The organism is Thermogutta sp. (genome assembly GCF_014359955.1).
Taxonomy (GTDB): domain Bacteria; phylum Planctomycetota; class Planctomycetia; order Pirellulales; family Thermoguttaceae; genus Thermogutta.
The window spans coordinates 1-3,687 of sequence record NZ_JACIYL010000449.1 but is presented as its reverse complement, the minus strand read 5'-3'; the positions used below and the strand labels follow the sequence as shown (position 1 = coordinate 3,687).

Here is a 3,687-nt window from a genome sequence, read left to right as displayed (position 1 = left end):
TATTGTCGATCAGGAGTCTCGACTCGGAGGCGTCTGTCTGCTCCGCGGGTGTATTCCGTCCAAAGCCCTTCTCCATGTCGCCCGAGCCATGCAGGAGGTCCACGAGCTGAAGGAGTGGGGTGTTGAGTATGGAATTCCGAAAATCGATATCCAAAAGCTGCGGGCCCGTAAGGAGCAGGTACTGACGACGCTAACGTCCGGATTGGCGCAACTGGCCAAGAAGAGGAAGGTCGAGGTGATCCAAGCCCGGGCAAGCTTCAAGGATTCTCACACCTTGGAACTCCATCCGGTCAACGGGAAAACACCTCCTGAGCCGCAATTGAGGTTCGAGCACTGTATTATTGCGGCAGGTTCCCGGCCGGCGATTCCCAGTGTATTTCAGGTCGATAGTCCATTGGTTATGGATTCAACGGCGGCCCTCGAGCTTGCGGCGGTTCCAAAATCGCTCCTCGTGGTCGGCGGTGGGTACATCGGCCTGGAAATGGGAGCGGTGTATGCCGCGCTGGGAAGCCGGGTGACGGTGGTCGAGCTAACGGACGGCCTGCTGCCTGGCGCCGACCGCGATCTCGTTCGACCGCTCGCGAAGCGGCTCGAATCGTTGTTTGAGGCTATTTACCTGAAGACGAAGGTTGTTCGGCTCAGGGTAGTCGGCGACGGTATTGAAGCCACCTTTGAGGGTGATGTCCAGAAAACGAGCACGTTTGAGCGAGTCCTCGTGGCGGTGGGACGACGGCCTAACAGCGATCAACTTGGGTTAGAAAATACGAAAGTCCACGTTAACGAGCAGGGATTCATTGAAGTTGACCACCAGTTGCGAACGAATGACCCCAGCATCTCAGCCATCGGAGACATTGTGGGTCAACCGATGCTGGCTCATAAAGCAGCTCATGAGGGAAAGGTTGCCGTCGAGGTGCTGGCGGGGCATTCCGCCGCAGTCTTTGAACCCCGGGCCATTCCGGCCGTTGTTTTCACCGATCCTGAAATCGCATGGACCGGCCTGACAGAAACCGAGGCCCAACAGAAAGGGATTGCCTACGAGGTTGCCGCTTTTCCCTGGGCGGCCAGTGGTCGGGCACAATCGGTCGGCCGAACAGAGGGCCTCACCAAATGGTTGGTCGATCCGGCCTCGGAACGTGTTTTGGGCTGTGGAATCGTCGGCCCTAACGCCGGAGACCTCATCGGAGAGGCCACGCTGGCCGTCGAAATGGGGGCCTCCGTCCGCGACGTCGCTGAGACGATCCATCCTCATCCTACTTTATGCGAAACGCTCAGCTTTGCGGCCGAGGTGTTCCTGGGAACAGCCACCGATATTTACCGTCCCCGAGCGCCCAAGGGGTCAACCTGATTGCCCGAAGTCGGGCAGCCCGGTCAGAAACTTGTTGAAAGCCATGGTACGTGCGCCAGAATCGTGCTAAATGGCTCACTGAAGACACCGTGCTGGTTCACACGACGAGGGCGCTTTCGACGGTGGCGGGGATAAATTAGCGAAGGCTGTCAACGCGTCGTGCTAGCAATGATGTCACGAACCACGGAACGCGATTGACCGTCGCACACCCTGCAGAGGCCCGGTGACACCGACTATGGCTGAGCCTCTGAAGGGCCGAATCTACGGGTCGATCACACGTCCATTTCGGGGCCGAACGGCCAGGTGACCGCCTGGGCGGGCTTCCATCGGGAATTGACCAGACGAGATTGACCGAGCGAGTCCGCCTGCTCCCCGTTGCTCGAAGCTGTGTCCCCCGGCTTCGCACCACCGTCTGCCTGGAAAGCCGCACCGCAGTGATGGCACGTAACGTACTTGCCGAGATAGGCCATGCGGATCTGAACCCGGCGTCCGCATGTTGGACATCCCTGAATGAAATACAATCCGTGCGCCATCCGTCGCTCCTCCTTTTCCTTATGTATTAACTCCCTCTGCGGATTATCGTAGCTCTCAGATATCATAGCGACAATCCCCACCGCGTCTGGACGTTGGGCCACCAAGGACGTTGCGATGTTCCCCTCCTCAGGACGTAACCCCGTTGACGTACCTTACAGTAAGAGGTTCCTCAAAGAGAAGAGGTTCGCGATCGACGAGACGCGTCCTCCAGTGGCTCAAGTGCGTACCGGTAGCCCATTATGTCTATTATGATCACAGTCGGTTCTCAATGCAAATGTGCCTTTCGTCGGGGCGCTATGGACACGTCCGCAATGATATATCGCTCCGGAATCCCCAGTGCGGAATTAGGGAGTTTTCTCGTCGGGGAGTTGCTGGAGGACACTCAAATACTGCCGGATGAGGCCAATGTTGCCCGATTGTCTTGCCAGGATCAAACCAGCCTGGGCCAGCCTTCGCGCTTCATTCTGGCGATTTTCTCGGAGAGCGCGATCCACAAGAGGAAGCAGGATTTTGGCGATACTCTGGCTTTCTGCGGGACGGAATTTGTGTCCCGTCCAAGATTGCGCCAGTTGAACCGCTTCCGTCCAGAAGTCGATCTGGAAGACTTTGGAGAGCCGGTCGATTGCATTGATGCCGTCGTCCGCCAGTCCATAGGTCTCGGCAAGGTGGAGAACTTCTCGAAGCAACCGATATCGTATGGCGGGGGCAAGGGCCGAATTCTCCGCAGCCGTCATCAGATCCCGCGCGAGAGCCTGGGCATCCGTGATTCCCGCGATTTGCTTAATTCTTGTGCCAAACTGTTGCTCCAACCATTTGTCCGCTTCAAGTACGTCCGCGCCACTTGCCGGGACAGGCAGGCGGCCTGTACCGCTACCACTGTTGGGCCTGTAACGAAGCGCCTCCGCGATCAACTCGACATCTCCTCCTTGGGCGCGAGCACGCTCCAAGAGCCTTTGAGCCTCGGCGAAGTCGCCCTTGGGGTCCACGGCCAAGAATGCCGCCAGCAGGATGTCGCTGTCTGGTCCCGGCTGGAGGCGACGCCGGGCGAGGGCCTCAACAAGAATGGTCGGAATTTCACGCAGGGCATACCGACGATTCTGACCGGCCGCGCGGAGAACCAGTGAATCTTTCGTGGCCTCCACGACGATCACATAGGTATCTCCTACCGCCAGTTCCTCGGTGCTCTGTAATGAGGCGACGATCTCCGCCATAATTTTCCAGAATTGTTCCACGTCGCGAACGAGCTGGTCCATCGCCTCGACGATTCGGCGATGATTGTCCGACCGGACCTGGGAAGCCAGCCGGTTGAGCGCCGCCCGGGCCCCCTCCAAGTCGCGCTGTGCCAGCGATTCCCAGATTTGGTTCAGTGTTGTACGAAATTCTTCGGGCAAATCGTTCAACCCAGGCGGATTTGGTGACGCGGCAGATTTCTCCGGCTTATCCGCAGAAATCGCAGCACCACCGGCCGGACTTTGGCTGGGTATTTGAGTCGGATCCTGTGGAAGAGATTCTTCCCCTTCCATATTCGCCGGCTCGGCAGACTGGCTGTTTTCGCTCGAAGCCACCGCCTGGGGAATACCCGGCAAGTTTGACGAATCGCGCGTGGAAACATCGCGATCTTCCGTGCCGCTGCTCTGCACCCCCGGGGCGCCCCCATTCTGGGACGGCTGATTGACTGGTGGGTTAGGTTCCATGAAGCGATTTTCCCGCTGGGGCCCCATTCCAGGAATATTCGCCTTTTCCGTCGCAGGATTTCTCTTCACCTTGTCTGGTCCATGCGCCACGGAAAATCCGCCTGTGCGACCGAC

At 58.3% G+C, this 3,687-nt stretch carries 3 protein-coding genes; 1 reads left to right on the top strand and 2 read right to left on the bottom strand.

The features are described from left to right. Position 1 precedes the first annotated feature (1 nt). A complete protein-coding gene (lpdA, locus tag H5U08_RS12850; protein WP_297033694.1) occupies positions 2-1,345 on the top strand; it encodes a dihydrolipoyl dehydrogenase in 1,344 nt (447 codons plus the stop codon). A gap of 272 nt (positions 1,346-1,617) precedes the next feature. On the opposite strand, the gene H5U08_RS12845 is transcribed toward lpdA, so the two are convergent. Together H5U08_RS12845 and H5U08_RS12840 are read right to left on the bottom strand one after the other, a co-directional pair. Next, the gene (locus H5U08_RS12845) at positions 1,618-1,878 is read right to left on the bottom strand and encodes a hypothetical protein (RefSeq protein WP_297033691.1); all 261 of its coding nucleotides are present in this window, start codon (positions 1,876-1,878) and stop codon (positions 1,618-1,620) included. 345 nt (positions 1,879-2,223) lie between these two features. Continuing rightward, positions 2,224-3,687: hypothetical protein (locus H5U08_RS12840; RefSeq protein WP_297033689.1), on the bottom strand; the 1,464-nt coding region annotated here is incomplete at its 5' end.